Origin of the sequence: Flagellimonas amoyensis (genome assembly GCF_003058265.1) — a bacterium.
In the GTDB taxonomy this organism is placed as follows: domain Bacteria; phylum Bacteroidota; class Bacteroidia; order Flavobacteriales; family Flavobacteriaceae; genus Flagellimonas; species Flagellimonas amoyensis.
In genome coordinates this window covers 53,798-78,760 of the sequence record NZ_QBUK01000008.1, presented here as the reverse complement: position 1 = coordinate 78,760, position 24,963 = coordinate 53,798, and the positions used below count along the sequence as shown (strand labels likewise).

Sequence of the window (24,963 nt, the reverse complement as noted above, 5' to 3'; positions counted from 1 at the left end):
ATTATAATGGACAAAGCAAAAAATGGCATCAACACGGTGTGTACCCATGAAGGGGAACTTGTGGACAGCCAGTTCAAAGGGGCCGTTTCCCCATTGTATATGAGTACTTCCTATGAGTTCGAGGATGTGGATGTGAAACGCTATCCCAGATACTACAACACCCCCAACCAAGAAGCACTTTGCAAGAAATTGGCCGTTTTGGAACATACCGAGGCCTCTTTGATATTCGGTAGTGGTATGGCCGCCATAAGCACGGCCTTGATGGCTTTCCTCAAGGCAGGGGACCATATCGTTTTGCAACAGACCATATATGGCGGGACGTATCACTTTGCCGTGACCCAGTTTGAAAAGTTTGGGATCGAATATTCGTTCACCGACGGATGGTCGGTAGAGGATTTTGAGAAAGAGATCAAATCGAACACTAGGGTGATCTACATAGAAACCCCATCCAATCCTTTGCTGACGATAACCGATATTGCAGGAGTGGCCCAATTGGCCCAAAAACACGGCATCCTTTCGATGATCGACAACACTTTTGCCAGCCCCATCAACCAAACTCCCATTGATTTTGGAATTGATGTAGTGTTGCACAGTGCCACCAAGTATATGGGAGGCCATTCCGATATCTGTGCAGGAGTCGTGGCTGCTTCAAAAGAACACATGGACAAAGTATTCCAGACCGCCATTTGTTTTGGGGGAAGTCTGAGCGATTATACGGTATGGTTACTGGAACGCAGCATCAAGACCATGGCCATACGGGTAAGGGCCCAAAATGACAACGCCATGCAGATGGCACTGTACCTGAAAGGCAACAAAGATGTGGAAAACGTCTATTACCCAGGTTTGGAGGAACATCCGGACCATGCGTTGGCCAAGGCACAGATGCATGGATTTGGAGGAATGCTCTCTTTCGAAATGGACCCGAGCATAGATGTATCGTTGTTTTTCAAACAGTTGAATCTTATCAAACCATCAATGAGCCTTGCTGGGATTGAAAGTACGTTGGTCTCCCCGGTGATGACATCGCATGCGCTCATGAGCCCAGAGGACAGGGATAAGCAGGGAATCAAGGATTCGCTGATCCGTTTGTCATTGGGAATAGAGGAAATAGAAGACTTAACAGCAGACATTGAACAGGCCATTGCCAAGGTAAAATCAATGACTGTGACCGCATAACGCATATGAAATTAGACATTTTAGTATTTGGGGCCCATCCTGATGATGCCGAACTGGGCGCAGGGGCCACCATGGCCAAGGAGGTTTCCAAAGGAAAAAAAGTAGGGGTCGTTGACTTGACCCGCGGTGAACTTGGAACACGGGGCACAGCGGACATCAGAGATCAAGAAGCCGCCAATGCAGCAAAAATATTGGGCCTGTCCGTTCGAGAGAACATGGAATTTGCTGATGGATTTTTCACCAATGACAGGGAGCACCAATTGGAACTCATCAAGGTCATCCGAAAATACCGACCGGAAATTGTGCTCTGCAATGCGGTGGACGATAGGCACATTGATCATGCAAAGGGAAGCAAATTGGTAAGCGATGCCTGTTTTTTGAGTGGGCTTGTAAAAATTGACACCAAGATGGACGGGGACGACGAATGGCAGGCACCATGGCGTCCCAAAGTAGTGTACCATTACATCCAATGGAAAAATTTGGAACCGGATTTCGTGGTGGATGTCTCGGGATTTATTGACAAGAAGACCGATGCCATCATGGCGTATAGTTCACAGTTCTACGACCCAAAAAGTAAAGAGCCCGAAACTCCGATCAGCAGCAAAAATTTCACCGATAGTGTGATCTATCGTGCCAGGGATTTGGGTAGGATAGTCGGTGTGGAATACGCCGAAGGGTTTACCGTGGAGCGATACGTTGCAGTGGACAATCTGGACGATCTTATTTGATCAGCTGGCTTTCTGGTATCTTTTTTCGGCCTTGGGTAGGGTAAAATAAAAAGTGGTTCCCTTGCGGAGCGTACTTTCCACCCAAATGGAGCCTTTGTTCTTCAGCACCATTTCCTTGCAAAGGGACAATCCAAGACCGGTTCCCTTCTCGTTATTGGTGCCATAGGTGGTAATGTTGGTGGAATCTTCAAACACTTTTCGCTGCATTTCCTTGTTCATCCCGATTCCGGTATCGCGTATCGAAATCTGCCATGAAGTCGGTTTCTCTTCCGCCTCTACGGTAATCAAACCATCATTGGGCGTAAACTTGATGGCATTGCTCAGTAGGTTTCGGATCACAATATCGATTTGGTTCTGATCGGCCCAAATTTGAGGGTTGTCAGGAAGTTGGTTGATGATCTTGATGGACTTGCTCTTGGCCAGTTCGGACAACAATTGCATGTTGTTCACCACTATTTTCTCCACAGAGATTCGTTTGGGACGCGTCACTGCACCGTTCAGCTGGTTTTGCCCCCAAGACAATAGGTTGTTGAGGGTAAATGAGATATTTTCCACATCGCTCTTCAGTTTTGGGATGAACGAAATAAACTCATCTTTGCCTATTTCCCCTTCCATGAACAGCTTGAGCAATTCCTGCAAAGCCCCGATAGGTCCCCGAAGGTCATGCCCAATGATGGAGAACAGTTTGGTCTTGGTCCTGTTGATCTCATTCAGTTCCGACTCACGCTCAGTGACGGCTATGGATTTTTCCTTGAGCTCCTTGTTCAGTTTTTTCTGGATTTTTTCACTGCGCCTTACCACCAAGATGATGATGCTCAAGATGAGCAACACGATCACTGAAAAATAAATGTAGTTTCGTTGCTTGGCCAATGCCACTTGGTTGGACTCGATGAGCTCCTTTTTCTCCTGCTCATATTGCAATTTGGTCTCCAACAAAGACAAACTTTGTTTGTTCTTGTCCCGGAACAAGGAATCTGAAAGGGATTTAAAAGTTTCCAGATATGCCAGGGCAGCGGTGTTGTTTTCCTTTTTCTTGTGAAGTTTGTACAAGGTCTCCGAGCAATCGATCTGGCCTTGCAGCGATTTTATTTTTTTGGAGAGTTCCAACCCTTCTTGCGCATGTAGGAACGAAAGACTGTCTTTTTCCAGACCAAGATACACTTTGGCCATGCCGTTCATCAATTGGATCTTTATCCGATCGTCCTCGATTTGGTGTTTGAAGAGCATATTGCTCTGGTCGAACCAATAAAGGGCCCATTGGTATTTTTCCTGCTCAAGGTATATGTTTCCCTTTACTTCGTAGGCATAGGCAAGCCAGTCGTAAATCTTGTTTTTTTCAAAAGTGATGATGCTCCTGTTGATGTTGAACATGGCATGCTTGAAATCCTTGGCATCCATATATAAGGAAGCCATATTGCTTTGGGTCTCGGCATCGATGACCTCGTTCCCTAACTTTCTGTTGATTTTTTGCACTGTATCGTAGAACATCAGGGCATTTTTAAAGTCCTTTTGTTCGGCATAGAGCCCAGCGATGTTCTCGTTCAAAATGGAGAGCATTTTTTGGTCATCGATCTTTTTGGCCAGATCAATGCCTTTTAGGTTCAGGTTGAGTGCGTCTGCATAATTGCCCTCATAGCTATAGTTCTGTGCCAAGGTATTGATAATGGAGATCTCGCAGCGGATGTCGTCCATTTCTTGAGCCAAATGAAGGGCTTCCTCGAAGAGGGGCATGGATTTTTTTCTATCGCCCTTATCATAATAATAATTGCCCAGTGCATCCAATCCCTTTACTTTTCCATATCCATAATCAATGGCCTTACTGTATTCGAGGGCTCTTTCCGCTATGGAATATAAGCTGTCACCGTCCAGATATCTATAGGAAAATGCAAGCCGTATCAACAAATTGATATGCGTTGTGTCCTTGGGGTTGAATCGGTTGGTGGATTCCAGTCGCTGCAACTTAAAGGCCAAGCTGTCATTTTTGCTGGTCTGCGCTGATAGTGATAGGGACAAAAGGAAAAAATAGGTAAAGACCATTGCCCCAGCAAGCAGGTTCTTGTAGTTGGATAAAGAGGTTTTTTTGGACAGCAAAGACAAAAACTATTAAGCAGCTAAAATAATTTTAGAACGGTTCTTTGGAAATTAAATGTTGTGAAACGTCAAAAAAAGTGTGTTTGGTCCAAAGAAAGATGCATTTCATCGATGATTTGTACTAAATACAAAAAACAGGTACTGGGTCTTTGGTTGCACAATGAGCAGAAAGAAAGCCTCTTATGATTTTTTGTAGTTGTAACCCTAAAAATATTTTGGTTGAATCAATACAAAAAAGTATTTTTGCATCCGCTTTAAATGGTGGTTGTAGCTCAGTTGGTTAGAGCGCTGGATTGTGGTTCCAGAGGTCGCCGGTTCGAGCCCGGTCTTCCACCCTTTATCACTTAAAAGAATCCTGGAACATGATTGTTCCGGGATTTTTTGTTTTTGGAAGAAATCGATGGCGAGAAGCCTGTGCCGAACACAGCCGAGGTAAGCCCGGCCTTCCATACAAGTATTGATAGATCCCAACCCGAATGGTTTGGGATTTTTTTGAAACAAAAAGGCCCTTATTTTATAAGGGCCTTTTACTTATCTGGACAGTTGGATTTTATTCCTCTGCAGCTGTCGGTGCTTTGTCCACCACCAATCTTTGGTCCTTGTTGGCGATTTCCCACGCAGTGTAGAAAACAAGTCGTGTACGGTTCTCCAAAAGATCATAGTTGATCTTGTCCGGTGTATCGCTTGGGCGGTGGTAATCCGCATGCGTACCGTTGAAGTAGAATATGATCGGAATGTTGTTCTTGGCGAAATTGTAATGGTCGCTCCTATAATAGAATCGGTTGGGATCGTTCTCGTCGTTGTAGGTGTAGTCGAACTCGATATTGGTGTACTTTTGGTTCACCGCTTCGGAAAGATCGTGGAGTTCGGTACTCAATTTGTCCGACCCGATCAAATACAGATAGTTTCTGGCCCCTTTGTAATTGGGGTCTATACGTCCGATCATGTCAATGTTCAAGTCCACAACGGTTTGGTCCAATGGGAAAATAGGATCCACATCGGTATAATAGCGAGAGCCCAAAAGTCCTTTTTCCTCACCGGTCACGTGCAGGAACACAATAGAGCGCTTAGGTCCATGGCCGGCATCGGCCGCTTTTTTGAATGCCTGGGCAATTTCCAACAAAGCCACACTTCCCGAGCCATCATCATCCGCCCCGTTGTTGATCTGGCCATCCGCAGAGATACCCACGTGGTCCAAATGGGATGAGATCACCAGATATTCTTCCGGTTTTTCGGTACCCTTCAGTATAGCGACCACATTTTCGGAACTTACTTTGTCGTTCGCACTGGTGACATTGAGTGACAGGTTGGTCGTAATGGTCTTGGGTGCATCTGAAGATGTAATCTCGCTGTAAAGGGCCTTGGCGGAATTTTCATCAAGAATGATGAGAACCGCATCCGATTTGTCACCGGCCAATTGCATCCTGCCGCTGTCATTGGTCTTCATGTAACCAAAATAACCCTTGTAGCGGGCATAATTTTGGGAATCGTAGTACAATACGCCTTTGGCCCCCTTGCTATGTGCCAGTTCCGCCTTTTTACCCATGCCTTCGGACATGTTACTCCAAACCGATTTTTCGGCACTTCCCGAAATGACGAAATTTCCATCACCATCCACAGGCTCACCGGCCTTGATAAGGACCATTTTTCCGGTAACATCCAGGTCCTTATAGTCCGAATAGTCGCCTTCCTCAATGCCGTAACCAGCATAGATCACGCTGTCATAGTTGCCTTCGGCAGATGAAAAGGTAACCACATTTTCCCCTAATTCAAATACGGTATCGTTGATGGAGATGCTTCCTTCCGGTACCTTGGACACTTCCAGGGGCACTTCTTGAAAATAATCGCCATCAGCTTTGGCTGCGGGAATTCCCAAGGATACGTAGTGGGCCTTAAGGTATTCCACGGCTTTTTTCTGACCGGGTTCCCCAGTTTCCCTTCCTTCAAATTCATCGGAAGCATAAGTAAATAGATGTTCTTTGAGGTCATCTTGGGTAATGGATTCCGCGTAGGGCACAGGGTCGGCCACTTTTGCTACCTGTGTAGGCTCTGATACTGCTTTTTGCGAGGAATTGCAAGCAAACACAAGTCCCAGAGCAAGAATGGATAGTTTTCTCATTTGTTAGTTGTTTTTCAAAATCTTCCAAAAATAGTCAAAAGATTGGTAATGGAATGTGTATCCCGATTGAAGGGATTGGAATTTGAAAAAAGTGGCTTCAAGTTACATCATGGCTATATAGTCATCAATCTCCAAACTTTAAATAACCCAATAACAAATAACAGCATAACCCATGCTAAAAGTTCAAAAATTCTCATGCCCTTTGTTTATCTTGGTCCCCAAATTCAACTTCATATATCGTAAACCACGGAATATGGACATAAGTAAAAGTGTTGTTGTCGTAGGAGGCGGAATTGTTGGGCTTTCCACGGCATATTTTTTACAGAAAGAAGGTCACCAAGTGACTGTTTTGGACAAATCGGAAATTGATTCCGGGGCATCCTTTGTGAATGCGGGGTATCTTACTCCAAGCCACATCATCCCATTGGCCTCCCCAGGAATGATCACCAAAGGGTTGAAATACATGTTCAATTCGGCCAGCCCTTTCTACATGAAACCACGATTGGATGTGGAGTTCTTCAAATGGGCCTGGTACTTTAAAAAATCATCCACCAAGCCAAAGGTTGAAAAAGCCATGCCCGTCATCAGGGACATCAATTTATTGAGCAGGGAACTGTATGAGGGGATGAAGGCTTCTGGAGATTTGGGCGATTTTCTGATAGGGGACAGAGGGCTGTTGATGGTATACCAGACCGATGAAGCCAGGGACCACGAGATGGAGGTGATGGAGAAGGCCGTGGAAATGGGACTAGAGGGCAGGAGCCTGAGCAAGGAAGAACTCAAGCAAATGGAACCCAATGTGGATTTTGATGCCAAAGGCGCCATTTTATATGAGTGCGATAGGCATACCACCCCACCACTCATCATGAAAAAGTTGTTGGAACATCTGGCCCAAAGCGGGGTGACCATCAAGAAGGGAGAGGAAGTAGAGGATATTTCGGTATCCGACCGGAAAATCACCAAAATCGTGACCAACAAGTCCAGCTATCAAGCAGATGAAGTGGTATTGGCGGCAGGATCTTGGACCTCACAATTATCAAAGAAATTGGGACTTCCGTTGCCATTACAGGGAGGTAAGGGATACAGGATCAATGTGGAATCCCCGACCGGCATCACCATGCCCGCCATCTTGATGGAGGCAAAAATGGCCGTGACCCCAATGGAAGGTTTTACCCGTTTTGCGGGCACCATGGAGTTTTCCGGGATCAACCATACCATCAGAAAAGAAAGGGTGGAGGCCATTGCCAGAGGAGCGGAACGGTACTACAAGGGACTCCACATATCCGAAGCGGACAAGAGCAATGCCCAGTGCGGTCTGCGACCGGTGACCCCGGATGGCCTGCCGTACATTGGACGGCCCACCAAGTTCGATAACCTGACCATAGCCACAGGACACGCCATGATGGGATGGAGTTTGGGACCGGCAACGGGCAAACTGATCACCGAGCTGATTTCCGATAAAAAATTGTCCATGAACATCGCTCCTTTTGATCCGGATCGCAAATTTTAGGGAAACCCGCATTTTCTTTAGGTTAATTTGGGCATACTATGCGCCATAAATTTTTTAATTGCCTTAATTCGAAGTAATTTTGTAGTATGATCAAACACTACGCAACCCTTATTTCTTTTTTTTATCTCTTTGGCCTTCATTCACAAGAAGTCCAGATATTTACCGTGGAAGATTTTGATCTGGAAGGAAAGGTCAAGTCGTGTTTGGTCATTACAGATTACGGCAGGGAACTGTTCGAGTTCAACAAAAACGGCGTCCTGACCAAAACCATTACTCAATACAACGATTCGGACCAAGACATCACCTACTACAAATACAAGGAAGGTGAATTGCTGGAGAAACGAATGGAAAGTTATAAGAAGAACGTTTTGGACGAATCCACTTCCATGGCGAATTTCTATACCATAGACACCGTACCAAATAGGAAAGTGGTGGAAAAGATCGTTTCCTACGACAAGCAGTTCTTGGAACAACAGGTATATCTCTATGGTGAGGGGGGCAAGCTCCAAAAAATGGTTTCTTCCAACATAGACGGAGTGGACGAGACCACTTTTGAATACAAGCCCTTCAAGGATGAGATCACTGTGAGCACCTACACCAATGGTATTTTGGAAAAATCTGTTAGGACCTCGGAGCGAAAAGGGCCTAAGGGAACCCAAAAGTCAGTGCTCACCAAGGAGTATATTGATGGCGAACCCAACCGCGCGACCGAAGAGGTGTACAATGACAAAGGAAAACTGGTCACCAGTGAGGAGTTTATCTACAGTGTGGAGGAGAAAGAATTTATCTCCCAGAAAAAACAGTTCTATCATTACAAGGAAGGTGTGTTGGACAGGGTGGTCACCAAGACCTTGACTACGGAATCCACCAACAACTACATTTTTCAGTTTGACAGCCATACGCCAAAGAACTGGGTGAAGCAGATTGTGACCCCAAACAATACCTATACGACCAGGGTCATTAAATACTATCCCGAAGAAGGAGAAAAAACCGACGTCAACCGATAGATACTTTGTATCTAAATTCTGGGTTCTATATCAAACTTTTGATGATTTCGGGCTTTATCTCGTGGCCACCAGAAAAAGTGATGATTTCTGCCTTTCCTCTAAATAGCATATCAATTTTGACCTTTTCCGTCTTCAATCGGTCCGGGGTCAAAAATTCATCCGTATCCCCATAGATGACCTTGACGTTGGTCATATCAAAATCTAGAAAATCAAAATCTTCCTTGGTCAATTCGTTGGGAATGCCCCCGGCATAGAGTGCAACCGTTTTGCAGGGAACTTGTTTATGGGCCAACCATCTCATGGCAATGGAAACCCCTTGCGAGAAGCCAAAGAGGATAAAATTCAGGTCTTTTGGCAGGTTTTCGGCCTCTAGTACCGCATCGACATAGTTGAGCACGTTGCCAATTTCCATTTGGGTGTTCTCTTTGGTGAGCCAACTCGCACCCACATATTTGTATTCGTTCCCCAAATAATATTTGGAAGGAGCCTGTGGCACAATGATGTAGTTGGTCTCTGGGTCCAGCGCATTGAAATATTTCACAAAGTAACGGCTCAGGTATCCAATGCCGTGGAACACCAACCAAACATTCTTGGTATTGCTGTTGATGGTGTTTTGGGTGAGATAGGAGTTTTCGGTGGTGTAGGCGACCGTTTTTTCATTGTGGGGCATAATCATGGAGCTTAATTCGATATTGCCATAGCTTTGTGTAATTTTACAAAAAATAAGAGGATGAACGAGCACAAAGAGAAAATTCTGTCCGTTTGCAATGAGATATGCAAGGGAACTTTGATGGAAACGTTGGACATCGACTATATTGATGTGGGCGAGAATTTCCTTTTGGCGCGCATGCCCGTCACCCCAAGGGTACACCAACCCGATGGTGTTCTGCACGGTGGGGCATCGGTGGCCTTGGCAGAGAGTGTGGGCAGTGCTGCATCCTATATTTTTTTGGATGGAAAGGAGTTTTTTGTGCGTGGGATAGAGATTGCCGCGAACCATGTGAAATCCGTGAAAGAAGGATATGTGTATGCGCGCGCATCCATCCTGCACAAGGGCCGGACCACCCAACTTTGGGAGATCAAGATCACCAACGAAGAAGGCGATCTCATTTCCAACTGTAAATTGACTACCATTGCATTACCCAGAAAATAAAGCGCTTCAATACCTATTCGGCAAAGTCGAAAATCAGCTAAAAAATGACTTTCCCTTTGCGATCTATCGAAAACCGCAACAGGAAGAACTTGTTGGTGTTTTTCAGATGGACAAAGAACTTCGGTTTACCAATTTTCAGGACAAGGGATTTGTTTTTGCACCGTTCGATCTCACAAAAAGGGCCGTCCTGATTCGACCTGATGAAATTGTAACGCAAAACTATTCCATCCAAAAAAAAATGGAAAGGGTAAAAGTCACTCTTTCCGAAGAAGGAAAGAAGGACCATTTGACGCTAGTTGAAAAGGGTATCCAAGAAATTGGGAAAGGGAATCTAAAAAAAGTGGTCCTATCCAGAAAAATAGAGGTGTCGCTGACCAAAAGTCCCCTTGCCATTTTTGATGATCTATTGCAACAGTACCCCAACGCATGTTGTTACCTGTTCCACCATCCCGAAGTAGGCACTTGGTGTGGGGCAACACCCGAAACTTTGGTAAAGGTCAAGGGAGATAAGTTGTGGACCATGTCCTTGGCCGCGACCTTGCCCTTCGAAGGCAACGAAGACCCGCAATGGGGCAGTAAGGAGATCGAGGAGCAGAACATGGTGTCCGATTACATCCGTGAAAAATTGCACCATGCCCTGGAGCGGTTGGAAATTGATGCGGCAAAATCCATCAGGGCGGGCAATCTTTGGCATTTGAGGTCGGAGGTAAGGGGAAGGATGAAGCCTGAAACGGACATCCAAAAAGTGATCACCACATTGCACCCAACCCCTGCGGTGTGCGGCATACCCACCCAAGATGCCATGGATTTCATCGTGCGGAACGAAAATTACCAGCGCACCTTTTACACCGGGTTTTTGGGCGAGCTCAATCTCTTCGGTCCAAATGATGTTTCGCTGTTCGTGAACCTCAGGTGCATGGAACTCTACGGGGACAAGGCCTCCATTTTTGTGGGTGGGGGCATCACTTCGGCCTCCCAACCGCTCGATGAATGGATTGAGACCCAGAACAAAAGCAAGACCATGTTGGGCATCCTGTAATTTGCTGCCCCAGTTTTTAGGGGAATCCCATTTTCAAGCGTATTTTTGTGCTCCATGATGTACTCCAATATTCCCGCCGCACAAACATTGGTTCTGTATTTTAAGTCCAAGGGAATCAAACATATAGTGATTTCCCCCGGTTCAAGGAACGCACCGTTGACCATCGGTTTCACCAAGCATCCATTTTTTACCTGTTATAGTATTGTGGATGAGCGCTGTGCCGCTTTTTTTGCCTTTGGCATGGCCCAGCAATTGCAGGAACCCGTTGCGGTGGTCTGCACATCGGGCAGTGCATTACTCAATTACTATCCGGCAGTGGCCGAGGCTTTTTACAGCGATGTTCCCTTGGTCGTCGTTTCGGCGGATAGGCCAAGTTACCGAATCGATATTGGGGACGGCCAGACCATCAGGCAGGCCAATGTACTGGAAAAGCACATCGGGTATTCTGCCAATCTGAAGCAGGACATTTCCCATGCAAAGGGTTCGGTCTCTACATTGGGCAAAGACCTTTTAGTGGATACCCAGGAAGAGGTCCAAGTCTACAACGAAAACGAATTGGCCAAGGCATTTCGAGTAGCATTTGCGGAGAAATCGCCAGTGCACATCAATATTCCGTTTGAAGAACCGCTATATGGCCTGTTGGACCAACCAACGGTGCAGATCTCGGTGTCGGGAGAAAATATTATGGAAACATCTGGAGGGGTGGATTATGGCAAGTTTGCCTCTGTTTGGAACAGCAGTCCCCGGAAAATGGTCTTGGTGGGGGTGGACCAGCCCAATACCATAGATCAGGAGGTGTTGGAAGCCTTGGCAAAGGACGGCCATACGTTGGTATTTACCGAAACGACCTCCAACTTACACCATCCCGAATTTTTTCCCAGCATTGACAGCATCATTGCCCCGATTGAAAAATCATCGGACAGGGAGGAACTTTTCAAAGCGCTCCAGCCCGATGTGCTCCTTACTTTTGGCGGGATGATCGTTTCCAAAAAGATCAAGGCGTTTCTGCGCAAGTTCCAGCCGAAGGTCCATTGGCATATCGACCCTAAAACCGCATACGATACCTTTTTTTGCCTCACGGAGCATGTGAGGGAACAACCCAATACCTTTCTAAAGCATATCCTTGTCCCTTCGGAAACGGAAAGTGCCTATAAAAGGACCTGGGAACAAGCCAAAGCTGCCTACGAAAAGGGTAGGGCCGCTTACTTGGAACAGATTCCCTTCTCGGATTTTATGGTTTTTGATGAAGTGATAAAGCACATACCCCAAGGATATCAGGTGCATCTGGCGAACAGCTCCACGGTCCGTTATGCCCAATTGTTCCCCATGCACCCATCCTTGAAAGTGTTCTGCAATAGGGGCACCAGTGGGATTGACGGAAGTACGTCCACGGCCGTAGGGGCCTCTGTTCACAGTGAGAGTCCAACTTTGTTGATCACTGGGGATCTGAGCTTTCTGTATGATAGCAATGCCCTTTGGAACAACCATATCCGTTCCGATTTTAGGATCATCATCGTCAATAATGGAGGAGGGGGCATTTTTAGGATCCTTCCGGGGAAAGAGGACACCAATGAGTTCAATACTTTTTTTGAAACCCAGCACCGACTCAATGCGGAACATTTGGCAAAGATGTATGGTTTTGAATACCATCAGGTTTCGGACAAAAAAGAATTGATGGACGGCCTTGAACATTTTTATATGAAATCTGACAGGCCCAAGATTTTGGAAATCAATACTCCACGGGAGCTGAACAATAAAATTTTGCTCGACTATTTCGATTTTATATCTTAGACCATAACTATAAATCCACAAAGACACTGATCGATTATGAGCAGAAGAGACGAACTCATTGAAAAATACGCAGAGGACATCAAGACCAAATTTGGGGAAACCCCGGATATGGATTTGTTGACCAAGGTAACCGTAGGCCTAGGCCCGGCCATATACAATTTGGATGCTTCCAAAGTTTCCGGATCGGATGACAAGGAACTGGAAACGGTGAAAAACAATTTCCTGATCAAGAAATTGGGCCTTGCCGATGGTCCGGCCCTGATGGATGCCATCAACAGTGTGATCGAGAAATATGGCCAATCTGAGAAGAACAAACAACGGGCCGTTATCTATTATATGTTGGCGAAGCATTTTGGAAAGCAATCCGCTTATAATTAGAATGATACAAAACTGCATAAATTTAGCTGCTCTTTTGGGGCAGCTTTTTTTATACCCACAAATTCCATCTACCTTTGTCCTATGATAAAACTGGGAAACCATAACACCCTAAAAGTGCTCCGTAGCACGAGTGTGGGCCTTTTTTTGGGCGATGATGAAGGCACCGAGATCCTCCTGCCGAACAAATATGTGCCTGAGGACTTCGAAATCGACATGGAATTGGAGGTCTTCTGCTATTTGGACAATAGCGAGCGCCCTGTGGCCACGACCTTTACGCCTTATGTTACCCGAAATGGATTTGCCTTTTTGAAGGTTGCCGAAGTAGGCACATATGGTGCGTTTATGGATTGGGGGCTGGAGAAGCACCTGCTTGTTCCCTTTAGGGAACAGACCCAACGCATGGAAGCCGGAAAGAAGTATGTGGTGCATTGCTATTTGGATGAAGAGAGCATGCGGTTGACCGGTTCCAGTCGGGTGGAAAAATTCTTGACCAATAGTGGGGCCGATTATGAAACCAACGCCGAGGTAGATCTGTTGGTACTTCGCAAAACCCCTTTGGGTTGGGAAGTGATCGTGGACAACAAACACAAAGGGCTCATTTTTGACAGTGACATCTTCAAACCGATTTCAATTGGTGACCGTTTGAAGGGGTTTGTGAAAAACGTTCGCGACGACCACAAAATAGATGTTTCCCTACAGCCCATTGGCGCCAAAATGTTGGAACCCACCGCAAAGATCATCTATGATAAGTTGCAGGAAAACAATGGCTTTTTGCCCTTGCATGATAAATCTTCGCCCGAAGAAATCCAAAAAACCCTTCATTTGAGTAAAAAGGCATTTAAAAAAGGAGTGGGTATTCTCTACAGACAGCGTAAGATCAATATTCAGGACGATGGCATCCATTTGCTATAAATAGGCCGGGCAATTGACATTTATCTCTTTTTGACATTAATTTCATACCACTAAGTTTTTTTCTTTCCCTAAAAATTTTACATTTGTAGATATACCAATTAACTTATTGACAACTACGTTATTAGCCTAGCTGATAATTTATAACCCCTTGACAATATGCCTTTTATTGAAGAAAGCGATTTGTTGGATCTACATAAGGACATAGATAAGGCCCAGATCATCAATGAAAGATTGCTGGACCAGATAAAATACAAGAACAAAGACCTCCGTAAATTGAAGTTGCAAAGGAATATCCTTTTGGGCTTTGTAGGGCTGTTCGTCATCGGCATATTGGCCATTACTTCTTTTACAGCAGGGCTCAGCACCAAGCAATCCTTTGAGAACCAAAACAACCTTTTGGTCTCTATAGACAGTCTGGATGCCATAAAGAACAGAATAGACAACCTGAAGGTCCAGAACCAAGAACTCAGTCTGGTGAAAGAATTTTATCTGGCCAAGGAGTTTCTCAATAAGGAAAAGATTTACTCCGTTCAGGTAAAATCGTTCGTGGACAACAATGTCACCCTCGCCTCAGAGGCACTCACCAATACCCTTTTTGTGAAGACGAATCCCTTCTACGCTTATTCATTAGGGAATTATGAAACCTTGGAAGAGGCACAAAAATTTAGGGAATTTTTGGTGCAGATGGGTTTCAAGGATGCCTTTGTGGCATCGTACCAGGACGGAAAAAGGATTAAGATAGAAGAACCTTTTTAGTATTGGGAAAAACAAAGACTTGGGTGCGGGCCGCTAGATTGCGGACCCTTCCACTTTCCCTCTCGGGAATTATTGTGGGCACTGCAATGGCGGCCAAACAAGGATTTTTTGAACTGGATATATTTATACTTGCACTATTGACCACCGTAGGTTTTCAGGTGACTTCCAATTTTGCCAATGACTATGGTGACGGGGTAAAGGGCACCGATAACGAGGACAGGATAGGACCGCAAAGGGTACTGCAAAGTGGTCTCCTTTCTAGAGCGGCACTCAAAAAGGGCATCATCGTATCCATAGCGATATCCATGATTTTCGCCATCGTTTTGATTTACAGGGCGTTTGGGTTGGAAAATCTGGCCTACGTCGGTATTTTTTTCCTGCTGGGCGCCATGAGCATTTGGGCCGCCATCAAATATACCATGGGGTCCAAACCCTATGGTTACAGGGGATTGGGAGACCTTTATGTATTTCTGTTTTTTGGATTGTTGGGCGTTTTGGGCAGTATGTTCCTGTACACAAAAACGTTGGATTGGCATTCATTTTTGCCCGCAATCGGGTTGGGACTGCTGTGTGTGGGTGTACTCAACCTGAACAATCTCAGGGATGTGGTGTCCGATAAGAAACATGGGAAAATCACTTTGGTGGTGAAAATGGGGTTTGAGAATGGGAAACGATACCATTTTCTACTCATGGCCATTGCCTTTTTGTGCTTTCTGTGCTATATTGTAGTGGAGGGGTTGAGTTGGAAGCAAGGGTATTTTATGTTGGCCTTTGTACCTATTTTGACACACCTGGCAAAAGTGCTGAAAACACACGATCCAGGACAGCTTGATGGAGAGCTTAAAAAATTGGCACTCAGTTCTTTTCTGCTTGCCATACTCTTCTTTTCCGCAATCAATATTTTTTCGTAAATTTGATTAACAACCAGATAAACTTTAGGGAGCTTGGAACATCCAATTAGAATTTTGATCGTAGAGGACAATGTCATCATAGCAGATGATATGCAGTCCATGCTTGAGGAAATCGGCTATGAAATCGTGGACAATGTGATTGTGTACGAGCAGGCCGTTGACGTGTTGAAGAACAACCATGTGGATTTGGTGTTGATCGATATCATCTTGGCATCGGACAAGACTGGGATAGACCTTGGAAAGCACATCAGGGAGGCCTACAACATCCCGTTCATATTTGTGACCTCCAACTCCGATAGGGCCACAGTGGAAAATGCGAAGACGGTGAAACCAGATGGTTATTTGGTAAAACCCTTTGAGCAACAGGACCTGTACACTTCCATTGAGATAGCCTTGTCCAATTTCAACTATAACAAAAAGGATGCGAACAGGGACCTTGATGATGTGGGAGAGAGCTTTACTTCCAATTCCGTGCTGAAGGATTCCATCTTCGTAAAAAAACAACATCTGTACTATAGGATCCAGTTCAGTGATATCCAGTTCATCAAAGCGGACAACGTATATCTGGAAGTAAACACGGCCGACAAAAAATTCTTGGTGCGTTCCCCGTTGAAGGATTATCTGGAAAAACTGCCAGGCAACAAGTTTTACAGGGCACACAAGTCCTACATCGTGAACGTGGACCATATCGACGCCATCAATTCCAAGGATGTGGTGATCAACAATAATCTGATTCCGATTTCCAAGGACTTTAAGGAATTCATCCTTTCATCAATGAACAGCTAATCCTTTTAAATCCATAGGATACAAAAACATAGGAGTGCCTCTTTTGGGGCACTTTTTTTATGCCGTATATCCAATTCATCCAGATGACCACAACTTTTGGAACGTTCACAACAATGTTTTTGGAACAGGGGACATCGGCTGTACTTTAGCAGTGTAATAATCAGAAAGTAATTTTTTCATTTTCATATAGTGTTCTCGTAAAAGGGTCTTGTGGTAAAAAGCAAGGCCTTTTTTAGTTTTGGAGGTCTTGTTTTCATTGGTCGATTCCATGAAATGCACAAAACATCGGCAAACTACCACTTCACATACACGATATGTCTTTTCACAACAGAAAATGCCTATTTCACAACAATACTGGACAAGTCTTTTGGTTTGGATTTAATTTTGAAGCTAAACTGACGTTCTCTATATACCCCATACTAGTTTTCGGTCGTGCCCAGTGCATTGCTGAAATACCATAGGTTTTTAGGGGGAAAAGAGATATAAAAAGGGCACAAATTTATGGAGCCGGGGGATTGTCCTTGGGCTTCCGTATCAGTTAAATTAATGGGACGTTACGTAAGATTTTTATTCACCGCGATATATTTTGTTTTTCTTTCCAGCATATCGGCTCAAAACCTAAGCGGTGGTGAGCAGAGTGCGTTGAAGGAATTTGAAGCTGTTGGCAGCCCTTCACAAAGGTTCGAGGTTTTCTTCAATTCGGTCAACAGATACAATGTGAATTCGGCCTACGATTGGCTGGATACCGTCAAAGTATATCTGGCCAATTCCCAAAAGACCAACGATTCTGTTGCCACAAGGCTCTACAAAGTGATGGAGGCCCAGTTGTACAATGATCTGGGCGAATATGACAAGAGTATTGCACTGGCAAAGGAACTGCACGAGGACAAGGATTCCTTGGAGATGGACCTCCACAAAATAGTCCTGGATGTGCTGGACAACAACTACGCCCATCTCCAGATGTACGACAAACAGATAGAAATCCGTAAAGAAAAGCGGGAATTGGGCATCACCGAGAACGTATCTTTCTATGATATCTACAGCAATCTGGGCCTCTACCGTAAGGCAAGGGACCAGTACATCATGGAGGTAAAGCCCACCATTGCGGACAACGAAACCTACAAACTGGCCCAATACCACAGCAAAGTGGGCAACTATTTGCGATTGGACGATTCGGCCCCGACCGCCTTGAGCGAGCTGAAAAAAGCAAAGGCTTATTTGGAGGTGTACCTCAATGACATTTCTACCCAAAAAAGTGAGCAGGATATTTTTGAGAGCGAACTCCTCAAAGCTGAAATCGAAGGGAACATTGCCAAGTGCCACGTGATGATGGGAGAGTACGAAACTGCCATTCCCCTTCTTGAAGAAAGTATAGAGGCCTTGGAAGCATCTTCCAAAAACAGCCACAAAAGCGAAATCATTGACAACACCTTGTGCTTGGCCCAAGCCAATCTGCAACTGGAGCGTTTCAATGCAGCAAAAAAATACCTGGACATTGACTTTGAGGACATCAACATCCTACAGACCATTGAGCGAAACAGCTTGTTGGCCGCTTTTTATGATAGAGTGGAGAACTTCAAGAATGCCACCATTTACTATAAGCGCAACGAGCGGATAAAGGATTCCTTGGCGCAAAAGCAATCGGCACTCATCAAACAGCAACTGGTCACCATCGTGGCCAATGAAGACCTTCAGAATTCCCAACGTCTCATTGATGAGCAGAAGCGGATCAACGAACAGGTGCGCAGCGATATGAAGGCCAAGGACGAGCGGAACAACCTCGTGTTCGTTTCATTGATATTCACCTTATTGGGATTCGTTGGACTGGTCTATGCCTATCTGAAAAGTATCAAGAACCAACGTCTGATCTCCGAGCAAAAGCATATCATTGAGAATGCACTGATAGAGAAGGATTCCTTGTTGAAAGAAATACACCATAGGGTGAAGAACAACCTGCAAATGGTGTCCAGTCTGTTGAGCCTACAGACCAAGAACACGCGTAGCAAGGCGGCCATAGAGGCCTTGGAAGAAGGGAAGAGCAGGGTCAAGGCCATGGCATTGATCCATCAAAAACTATATCAGAACGATGACCTTTCAGTGATAGAAATGCAAGGGTACATCGAAAGTTTGATCAACAGTGTGCAGTCCGTTTACAAAAAAGGAGGGCACAACATCACCATCACCATTGATGCGGAGGGGACCGAGTTGGATATTGACCGAGCCATTCCTTTTGGACTGATCTTGAACGAGCTCGTTTCCAATTCCTTCAAGTATGCTTTCCCGGAAAACGACGACAATGGAAAGATTTACATCCATTTGCGTAAGAATGGCGACCAAGGCTATTTTGAATATACGGATAATGGGGTGGGACTTCCCGAAGATGCAGAGGAGCGCGCACATTCTTCCATGGGAATCCGTTTGATGAACCGCTTGGTGAACCAGCTCCAGTCCAAACTGAACATTGATCGGGATAGCGAAGGAGTTCGTTTCTGGTTCCATTTCAGTTAAATTCTTTTTGTTTTCCGGCGATTAACGGGTCCGATGATGGTAGCCAAAATTCAAAATATGGTTACATTTGGTACCATTCCATGGAAGCAAGCTACACGAAGTACACCCTTGATTTTAAAGTCCCCAGTGGAACCTCGCGTGGGGTACTGACCCAGAAGGAAACCTGGTTTTTGGTGCTCTGGGATGATGGTCGCTTTGGCATAGGGGAGTGCGGTATTTTGAGGGGACTCAGTATTGATGATGTGCCCGATTACGAGCAAAAACTGGCATGGACCTGCAAGAACATCCATTTGGGCCTGGAACCATTGCTGGACGCATTGACGGAATATCCTTCCATCCAATTTGGTCTGGAGCAGGCTTTTCTTTCGGTGGCGGCCAATGACCCTTTTGAACTTTTTCCATCAGATTTCACCCAAAAACAGACACCTATTTCCATAAATGGACTCATTTGGATGGGTGATGAGACATATATGCTCCAACAACTGGAACAGAAGCTCAAGGATGGTTTCCGTTGCATCAAAATGAAGATCGGGGCCCTTGAGTTTGAGAAGGAAGTTTCCATCCTGAAATCCATCCGAAACAACTTTTCTCCAGATGAAATTGAACTCCGGGTAGATGCCAATGGCGCTTTTTCGGTGGAAGAAGCCATGGAAAAGTTGCAGCAATTGTCGGTATTCGATATTCATTCTATTGAACAACCCATACGGCAAGGACAGTGGGATGCCATGGCAGAACTTTGCCAGAAAACACCTTTGCCCATCGCTTTGGATGAAGAATTGATCGGTATTTTTTCTGTAACACAAAAGCAAAAATTGCTACAAACCATACAGCCACAATATATTATATTGAAGCCCAGTTTGGTGGGCGGTTTTTCCGGGAGCCAGCAATGGATACAATTGGCAGAAAAGCAACAAATAGATTGGTGGATCACCAGTGCACTGGAAAGCAACATAGGCCTGAACGCCATTGCTCAATGGACATTCACCCAAAACAACAACATGCCCCAAGGATTGGGAACGGGGAGTTTGTACACCAACAATATCGAAAGCCCGTTGCAGGTGACTGGCGGAAAATTGGTGTATGGTACCTCCAAGGAATGGAATATGGATTTAATCAAAGAAATATGTACATAGAACAAGGATATAAGGGGAATGATGGACTTTGGAAGTACTTGGTGCTTCCGGTGGGCTTTATTGGTTTTATGGTGTACAATTATATTGTCACCGTCAATTCGAACGTTGATATTGAGGCGATGATGCAGCAGATCATTGACCAATTTGGTTCAAATCTGGTATTGATTTTTCTATTGGCACCTTTGGTGGTCGGTTTTTTTGTGGTTTTGGGATGGACGTTACTGGTCCATCAGCAGCCGATAACGGCATTGACGACCTCTAGAAAACGAATTGATTGGAAGCGGATTTTTTTCGCTTTTGGACTTTGGGGCGTCATCACGATTGTACTCACAGGAATCGATATCTATTCTTCTCCCGAGGATTATGTATTGAATTTCGATTTGATGAAATTCATCCCTTTGGCCATCATTGCCATCCTTTTGATTCCGTTGCAGACCAGTTTTGAGGAATACTTGTTTCGTGGACATATGATGCAAGGATTGGGACTGGCGGTCAGGAACCGATGGTTGCCCTTGGTGGTCACATCTACCTTGTTTGGATTGATGCACATTGCCAATCCGGAAGTGGAGAAATTGGGGTACAGCCTACTCATCTACTATATTGGAACGGGATTCTTTTTGGGTATTTTGACCCTTATGGACGAAGGTTTGGAACTGGCCCTTGGGTTTCATGCCGCCAATAATCTCATCACAGCGCTTCTGGTCACCGCCGATTGGACCGCATTTCAGACCAATTCCATTTACAAGGATGTTTCGGAGCCTGCATTGGGCTGGGATGCCATCATGCCCGTATTTGTTGTGTTCCCGATATTGCTGTTCATTTTCTCCAAAGTATACAAATGGAAAAACTGGAAGGACCGGCTTTTTGGAAGCGTGTTGAGCAAGGAAGAATTTGCAGCACTGACCGATGGAGATTCCGATTTGGCATAACATACATCCCGATTTCAGGTTCAATGGGGTTCCTTTGGTTTTTGGCGACCTCTCCGAGATGGGTCACAACTTGATAAAAGAAGGGGCGCCATTTGAGGTTCCTCTGGGTGAATTTTTGGTGGACTGGGCATCGGATGCCTCTACTTTGGATGTCAGTACTTCGGGTTCTACAGGTAAACCTAAAAAAATCACTCTCAAAAAGGAGCAGATGGTCAACTCGGCCATGGCCACAGCGGCCTATTTTCAATTGAAACCAAAACAGACGGCACTTTTATGCCTTCCTTCCACGGGCATTGCCGGAAAAATGATGCTCGTCCGGGCCATGGTGCTAGGGCTGCATTTGGATGTTGTGGAACCCTCGTCCACACCTTTGGACAACAATGGCAAAGCTTATGATTTTGTGGCGATGGTACCCTTGCAGGCCCAAAAGTCGTTGGATCAGTTGCCAAGGGTGCGCACCTTGATCATTGGAGGGGCAGCTGTTGATGTGTCATTGAAGCAACAGTTGGGATTGCTCCCCACAAAGGTCTATGAAACCTATGGCATGACGGAAACCATCACCCATATAGCCGTAAAGGAAATTGCCCCTGAGCCGCGGGCTTATTTTGAAACTCTTCCTGGTATTGGCATCACTAGGGACGATAGGGGATGTTTGATCATTGATGCGCCCAAGATTTCCGAGGAGAAAGTCATCACCAATGATCTGGTGGAACTGGTCGCAGCGAATCGGTTCACGTGGTTGGGACGATTCGATTCGATCATCAATTCCGGGGGCATTAAACTGGTCCCAGAAGTCATTGAGGACAAGTTGGGCGCCATCTTGAAAACCCGCTTTTTTGTTACAGGAATACCGGACGAAACCTTGGGTACACAATTGGTGCTGGTCGTGGAAGCCGAACCTGAAACCTTTGAGGCACATACTCTGCTGAATCAAATCAAAGCCCTCAAAACCCTTTCCAAATATGAAGTTCCCAAGAAAATTTTCGTAGTAAACGCTTTTTCTGAGACATCCACAAAAAAGATAGATCGTTCCAAAACGCTGGCGGCCATTACTTTTTAAACTCACCCAAAAGTTACGTTCACGTTACCATCGTCCGGGATAACTCATTCTGGATTTTCCCTTATGGTTTTTCATGATAGGTTAGTGGTAAATCTAAAAACCGTGTCAATTATGAAAAATCAAGTTTTACTTTTTCTGCTGGCGTTTAGCCTACAGGTCACCGCACAAGAGCATCTGGTTTCGGGTGTGGTGACGGATGCTACCAACACCCCGATTCCCGGAGTGAATGTGATGGTAAAAGGAACTTCAAAAGGAACCCAGACCAATTTTGATGGACAGTACAGTATTGTGGCCCAAAAAGACCAGACATTGGTTTTTTCCTTCATTGGTTTTGAAACCTTGGAAGTAAAGATTGGGGAGAGCAAAACAGTGGATGTGCAAATGGAAGAGAGCCACGAAGCATTGGAAGAGGTCGTGATTATGGGCTATGCCACCAAAAAAAGTGAGAGGTCATTAAGTTATGCCGTTTCCGATGTGCTGGGAGGAAGCGTTGCGGGGGTGTCCGTTACAAAAGAAGGAGATTCAAAGGTGTATGGAAATTATAGGTCGGGAACTTTGACAGCGGGGGAGATCAACGACATTGAAAATTTTGGTGAATGGCAGGAAATCATCCGTGAAAAAGAATTCCAAAAAATCAAGGAGGATTGGGGCTTTCACCTTGAAAATAAATTGATTGTCACGGTAAAAGATAAAAATGGAAAAGGGGTCAACAATGCCAAGGTTTCCTTGTACTCTGCGAATGAACATGCAAATACCCCTGAAATGACCACGAAAACCGATGTGTTTGGCAAAAGCATATTGTTCAAGGACGTTGAATGCAATGCCAACAGTGATTATTACTATGTCCAGGTGGTTCACAATGATAAACTGTTCGGAAAAAAGATAAAGTCCAATGTCAAGGAAGTAGTCTTCTCAACAGAGGATTTGTCCTCCTGCAACAATTTGGATATTATGTTCACCATTGATGCAACTGGTTCCATGGGGGATGAAATGGAGTATTTGAAAGAAGAACTGAAGGACATTATTGGTAGAATTGACAATACCGTTGGTGAAAAAAGGATAGCGATGACCTTTTATAGGGACCAAGGTGATGAGTATGTTGTAAAGGATTTTGATTTTACCTCCAACTTGAATGAGGCCCAAATGAATTTAAACAAGCAGTATGCCGGTGGAGGCGGGGATTATGAGGAAGCCGTGGAAAAGGCAATGAAAATAGCCATGTCCAAATCTTGGAATGAAAATGCCCGAGCACGATTGATGTTTCTGCTTTTGGACGCTCCGCCACATTTGACGGAAGAAAACATTGAAACCATACATCAACAAATAAAAATTGCACAGAAAGAAGGTATAAAAATCATCCCGGTAGTGGCAAGCGGTGCGGACAAAACTGTTGAAATGCTAATGAGGTTTTTCAGCATCTCAACCAATGGAACCTATGTTTTTCTGACGGATGATAGTGGTGTAGGAAACCCACACCTTAAACCTACAACATCCAAGTATGAGGTTGAAAAGTTAAACGACTTGATCGTGCGGTTGATCAAAAAGTATGCAAATGCATAATATAAAGTGCCTCAGGGCACTTTTTTTATTTCTGTCAAAAGCTGTAAATTCAGCTAAAAATCAACCATGCGAAGTATTTTCCAGCTCATCCTATTTGTATTGCCCGCAATTCTTCCCGCTCAACAAATTCTGCCCGAAAGGGAACGGGCCAAGGTAATGGACGAAATCTTGGAGGAACGTTTCAACCATCTGCTCCCCGAATTGATGGACAAGACGGATATCGATATGTGGATCGTCATTTCCAGGGAATACAATGAAGACCCAGTCATACGGACCATGCTTCCTGCCACTTGGTTGAATGCCAGGCGGAGGACCATCCTTCTTTTTTATCGGAACAAAGCAACGAACACCTTGGATAAGTTGGCAGTGGCCCGATACAATGTAGGGGAAAGTATTGTTTCTGCATGGGACAAGGAGAAGGAACCTGACCAATGGAAACGCTTGATACAATTGATAGAAGAGCGCAATCCGAAGAAAATTGGCCTTAATTTTTCAAAAGACCATAACATTGCTGATGGTTTGGACAAGACGGATTATGATGAGTTCATGGCCAACCTTCCTAAAAAATTTCATTCCCGCGTAGGTTCTGCCGAGCAATTGGCCGTTCGTTGGATCGAGACCCGTACCCCAAGGGAAATGGCCATTTTTGCCCAACTGACCGACATCACACACCATATTGTGGCCGAGGCCTTTTCTGAAAAAGTGATCACACCCGGAATCACCACTACGGACGATGTGGTATGGTGGATGCGCCAACAAGTGACAGATCTGGGTTTGGATACCTGGTTCCATCCCACAGTGGATATTCAGCGTAACAATGAGGGGTTGGTGAGCCACTTGACTTCTTTTTCAGCAGGAGAGGCAGAAAAAGTAATCCTTCCTGGGGATTTGTTGCATTGCGATTTTGGAATTACGTATCTCAGACTCAACACAGATTGTCAGGAAATGGGTTATGTTTTGCTTCCGGAAGAAAGGGAGGCACCTCAATTTTTGGTCAATGCTTTGAAGGATGGCAATCGCGTACAGGATTTTTTGACCCAAAATATGATCAAGGGTAGGGTAGGGAACGACATTTTGGCCAAATCCCTTCAGGCGGCCAAGGATACTGGGCTTCGCCCTTCCATCTATACCCATCCCTTGGGAACTTATGGCCACTCCGCAGGAACAACCATCGGAATGTGGGACGCGCAAGGCGGTATTGCAAAAGATGATGGCGAAAACTATCCTCTTAATCCCAATACTGCATATGCCATTGAGTTGAACGCCACCGTCAATATTCCCGAATGGAACAGGGATATCCGTATTATGCTGGAAGAGCCCGGTTTCTATGGAGAGGAAGGTTTCCGCTATGTAAACGGGCGGCAGACCGAATTGCTATTGATTCCCCGACCCAAACCACAATTGGGAAATTAGGGT

Annotated in this window: 21 protein-coding genes and 1 tRNA gene; 19 read left to right on the top strand and 3 right to left on the bottom strand. The window is 45.1% G+C overall.

The features are described 5' to 3' along the window. The first annotated feature begins 6 nt into the window (after positions 1 to 6). On the top strand, positions 7 to 1,176 hold the full coding sequence (locus DB398_RS12170) for a trans-sulfuration enzyme family protein (RefSeq protein ID WP_108424666.1): 1,170 nt from the start codon (positions 7 to 9) through the stop codon (positions 1,174 to 1,176). Positions 1,177 to 1,181: 5 nt separating this feature from the next. Further along, a complete protein-coding gene (gene bshB1, locus DB398_RS12165) occupies positions 1,182 to 1,904 on the top strand; it encodes a bacillithiol biosynthesis deacetylase BshB1 (RefSeq protein WP_108424665.1) in 723 nt (240 codons plus the stop codon). Here bshB1 and DB398_RS12160 read toward each other — a convergent pair whose 3' ends face one another. Beyond that, entirely contained in the window at positions 1,905 to 3,995 is a 2,091-nt protein-coding gene (locus DB398_RS12160; RefSeq protein WP_108424664.1) for a tetratricopeptide repeat-containing sensor histidine kinase, read from the bottom strand. It abuts the gene before it with no gap. 260 nt (positions 3,996 to 4,255) lie between these two features. Here DB398_RS12160 and DB398_RS12155 point away from each other — a divergent pair. Beyond that, positions 4,256 to 4,331: transfer RNA gene (locus DB398_RS12155), tRNA-His, on the top strand. A 214-nt stretch (positions 4,332 to 4,545) separates the two neighbouring features. Here the strand turns inward: DB398_RS12155 and DB398_RS12150 are convergent. Then, positions 4,546 to 6,114, bottom strand: a complete 1,569-nt coding sequence (locus tag DB398_RS12150) for a M28 family peptidase (RefSeq protein WP_108424663.1) — start codon at positions 6,112 to 6,114, stop codon at positions 4,546 to 4,548. 259 nt (positions 6,115 to 6,373) lie between these two features. Here DB398_RS12150 and DB398_RS12145 point away from each other — a divergent pair, with 259 nt between their 5' ends. Then, positions 6,374 to 7,624 (top strand): NAD(P)/FAD-dependent oxidoreductase, encoded by a 1,251-nt coding sequence (locus DB398_RS12145; protein ID WP_199913396.1) that lies wholly within the window; start codon positions 6,374 to 6,376, stop codon positions 7,622 to 7,624. Between the two features lie 86 nt (positions 7,625 to 7,710). Continuing rightward, positions 7,711 to 8,631, top strand: a complete 921-nt coding sequence (locus DB398_RS12140) for a hypothetical protein (RefSeq protein WP_108424662.1) — start codon at positions 7,711 to 7,713, stop codon at positions 8,629 to 8,631. Between the two features lie 25 nt (positions 8,632 to 8,656). On the opposite strand, the gene DB398_RS12135 is transcribed toward DB398_RS12140, so the two are convergent. Beyond that, entirely contained in the window at positions 8,657 to 9,301 is a 645-nt protein-coding gene (locus DB398_RS12135; RefSeq protein ID WP_108424848.1) for an alpha/beta hydrolase, read from the bottom strand. 60 nt (positions 9,302 to 9,361) lie between these two features. Between DB398_RS12135 and DB398_RS12130 the strand changes: the two genes are divergently transcribed. The 14 genes from DB398_RS12130 to DB398_RS12065 all read left to right on the top strand — a co-directional run bounded on the left by DB398_RS12130 (position 9,362) and on the right by DB398_RS12065 (position 24,960). Then, positions 9,362 to 9,784 carry a PaaI family thioesterase gene (locus tag DB398_RS12130; protein ID WP_108424661.1) on the top strand — a complete coding sequence of 141 codons (423 nt, stop codon included), beginning with the start codon at positions 9,362 to 9,364 and terminating at the stop codon, positions 9,782 to 9,784. Then, positions 9,765 to 10,823, top strand: coding sequence for a chorismate-binding protein (locus DB398_RS12125; RefSeq protein WP_108424660.1), 1,059 nt, complete (start codon positions 9,765 to 9,767; stop codon positions 10,821 to 10,823). The genes DB398_RS12130 and DB398_RS12125 overlap by 20 nt, the downstream gene beginning before the upstream one ends. Before the next feature lie 54 nt (positions 10,824 to 10,877). After that, positions 10,878 to 12,614, top strand: a complete 1,737-nt coding sequence (menD, locus tag DB398_RS12120; RefSeq protein WP_108424659.1) for a 2-succinyl-5-enolpyruvyl-6-hydroxy-3-cyclohexene-1-carboxylic-acid synthase — start codon at positions 10,878 to 10,880, stop codon at positions 12,612 to 12,614. Positions 12,615 to 12,650: 36 nt separating this feature from the next. After that, positions 12,651 to 12,992, top strand: a complete 342-nt coding sequence (locus DB398_RS12115; protein ID WP_108424658.1) for a DUF2853 family protein — start codon at positions 12,651 to 12,653, stop codon at positions 12,990 to 12,992. Positions 12,993 to 13,073: 81 nt separating this feature from the next. After that, the gene (locus tag DB398_RS12110; protein ID WP_108424657.1) at positions 13,074 to 13,904 is read left to right on the top strand and encodes a CvfB family protein; all 831 of its coding nucleotides are present in this window, start codon (positions 13,074 to 13,076) and stop codon (positions 13,902 to 13,904) included. A gap of 156 nt (positions 13,905 to 14,060) precedes the next feature. After that, entirely contained in the window at positions 14,061 to 14,660 is a 600-nt protein-coding gene (locus tag DB398_RS12105) for an SPOR domain-containing protein (RefSeq protein WP_108424656.1), read from the top strand. 2 nt (positions 14,661 to 14,662) lie between these two features. After that, on the top strand, positions 14,663 to 15,571 hold the full coding sequence (menA, locus tag DB398_RS12100) for a 1,4-dihydroxy-2-naphthoate octaprenyltransferase (protein ID WP_108424655.1): 909 nt from the start codon (positions 14,663 to 14,665) through the stop codon (positions 15,569 to 15,571). Between the two features lie 33 nt (positions 15,572 to 15,604). Further along, on the top strand, positions 15,605 to 16,357 hold the full coding sequence (locus tag DB398_RS12095; protein ID WP_108424654.1) for a LytR/AlgR family response regulator transcription factor: 753 nt from the start codon (positions 15,605 to 15,607) through the stop codon (positions 16,355 to 16,357). A gap of 546 nt (positions 16,358 to 16,903) precedes the next feature. Further along, on the top strand, positions 16,904 to 18,865 hold the full coding sequence (locus DB398_RS12090; protein WP_108424653.1) for a sensor histidine kinase: 1,962 nt from the start codon (positions 16,904 to 16,906) through the stop codon (positions 18,863 to 18,865). 80 nt (positions 18,866 to 18,945) lie between these two features. Further along, a complete protein-coding gene (gene menC, locus DB398_RS12085) occupies positions 18,946 to 19,998 on the top strand; it encodes an o-succinylbenzoate synthase (protein WP_108424652.1) in 1,053 nt (350 codons plus the stop codon). Continuing rightward, positions 19,989 to 20,927 (top strand): CPBP family intramembrane glutamic endopeptidase, encoded by a 939-nt coding sequence (locus DB398_RS12080; RefSeq protein WP_108424846.1) that lies wholly within the window; start codon positions 19,989 to 19,991, stop codon positions 20,925 to 20,927. The genes menC and DB398_RS12080 overlap by 10 nt, the downstream gene beginning before the upstream one ends. Beyond that, complete coding sequence (locus tag DB398_RS12075) at positions 20,905 to 21,987, top strand: AMP-binding protein (RefSeq protein WP_108424651.1); 1,083 nt, start codon at positions 20,905 to 20,907, stop codon at positions 21,985 to 21,987. Before DB398_RS12080 ends, DB398_RS12075 begins: the two co-directional genes overlap by 23 nt. 111 nt (positions 21,988 to 22,098) lie before the next feature. Then, positions 22,099 to 23,547: a vWA domain-containing protein gene (locus DB398_RS12070; RefSeq protein WP_159076425.1), complete on the top strand. Its 1,449-nt coding sequence runs from the start codon at positions 22,099 to 22,101 to the stop codon at positions 23,545 to 23,547. A gap of 66 nt (positions 23,548 to 23,613) precedes the next feature. Further along, positions 23,614 to 24,960: a M24 family metallopeptidase gene (locus DB398_RS12065; protein WP_108424649.1), complete on the top strand. Its 1,347-nt coding sequence runs from the start codon at positions 23,614 to 23,616 to the stop codon at positions 24,958 to 24,960. Positions 24,961 to 24,963 lie beyond the last annotated feature (3 nt).

Coding starts and splice junctions, on each gene's coding strand:
- DB398_RS12135 (WP_108424848.1), bottom strand. CDS start 9,301: ATGCCCCACAATGAAAAAACGGTCGCCTACACCACCGAAAACTCCTAT.
- DB398_RS12070 (WP_159076425.1), top strand. CDS start 22,099: ATGAAAAATCAAGTTTTACTTTTTCTGCTGGCGTTTAGCCTACAGGTC.
- menC (WP_108424652.1), top strand. CDS start 18,946: ATGGAAGCAAGCTACACGAAGTACACCCTTGATTTTAAAGTCCCCAGT.
- DB398_RS12105 (WP_108424656.1), top strand. CDS start 14,061: ATGCCTTTTATTGAAGAAAGCGATTTGTTGGATCTACATAAGGACATA.
- DB398_RS12140 (WP_108424662.1), top strand. CDS start 7,711: ATGATCAAACACTACGCAACCCTTATTTCTTTTTTTTATCTCTTTGGC.
- DB398_RS12090 (WP_108424653.1), top strand. CDS start 16,904: ATGGGACGTTACGTAAGATTTTTATTCACCGCGATATATTTTGTTTTT.
- DB398_RS12110 (WP_108424657.1), top strand. CDS start 13,074: ATGATAAAACTGGGAAACCATAACACCCTAAAAGTGCTCCGTAGCACG.
- DB398_RS12150 (WP_108424663.1), bottom strand. CDS start 6,114: ATGAGAAAACTATCCATTCTTGCTCTGGGACTTGTGTTTGCTTGCAAT.
- DB398_RS12115 (WP_108424658.1), top strand. CDS start 12,651: ATGAGCAGAAGAGACGAACTCATTGAAAAATACGCAGAGGACATCAAG.
- DB398_RS12170 (WP_108424666.1), top strand. CDS start 7: ATGGACAAAGCAAAAAATGGCATCAACACGGTGTGTACCCATGAAGGG.
- menD (WP_108424659.1), top strand. CDS start 10,878: ATGATGTACTCCAATATTCCCGCCGCACAAACATTGGTTCTGTATTTT.
- DB398_RS12130 (WP_108424661.1), top strand. CDS start 9,362: ATGAACGAGCACAAAGAGAAAATTCTGTCCGTTTGCAATGAGATATGC.
- DB398_RS12065 (WP_108424649.1), top strand. CDS start 23,614: ATGCGAAGTATTTTCCAGCTCATCCTATTTGTATTGCCCGCAATTCTT.
- DB398_RS12080 (WP_108424846.1), top strand. CDS start 19,989: ATGTACATAGAACAAGGATATAAGGGGAATGATGGACTTTGGAAGTAC.
- DB398_RS12075 (WP_108424651.1), top strand. CDS start 20,905: ATGGAGATTCCGATTTGGCATAACATACATCCCGATTTCAGGTTCAAT.
- bshB1 (WP_108424665.1), top strand. CDS start 1,182: ATGAAATTAGACATTTTAGTATTTGGGGCCCATCCTGATGATGCCGAA.